Genomic DNA, 276 nt, shown 5'->3' on the forward strand with positions numbered 1-276 from the left:
TGTTTCAGCTCTATCATAATGAGCTTTGTGAAAGGCGGATAGTGAAATTTCTGGCGTTCTGTGAGAAAATATTTATAGATTTTCGGAATATTATTCATTTTGATCAGCTGGAAAACAGAGTGATCGGGATTAAAAGTCTGGATCAGGATTTTCCCCTTTCCGGAAACTCGTCCTGCCCTGCCGGAAACCTGCGTAATCAGCTGATACGCCCTTTCTTCTGCCCTGAAATCCTGGACATATAATAAGGAGTCTGCTTTTGGAATGGCCACCAGCTCA

General features: G+C 42.8%; 1 pseudogene. It reads right to left on the minus strand.

Annotation, left to right across the window (positions count from 1 at the left end):
* Window positions 1–276 (minus strand): annotated as a pseudogene (locus tag SCA31_RS23215) (primosomal protein N'); the annotation flags it as partial.

It is taken from the genome of Chryseobacterium sp. SIMBA_028 (assembly GCF_046535285.1).
In the GTDB taxonomy this organism is placed as follows: Bacteria; Bacteroidota; Bacteroidia; order Flavobacteriales; family Weeksellaceae; genus Chryseobacterium.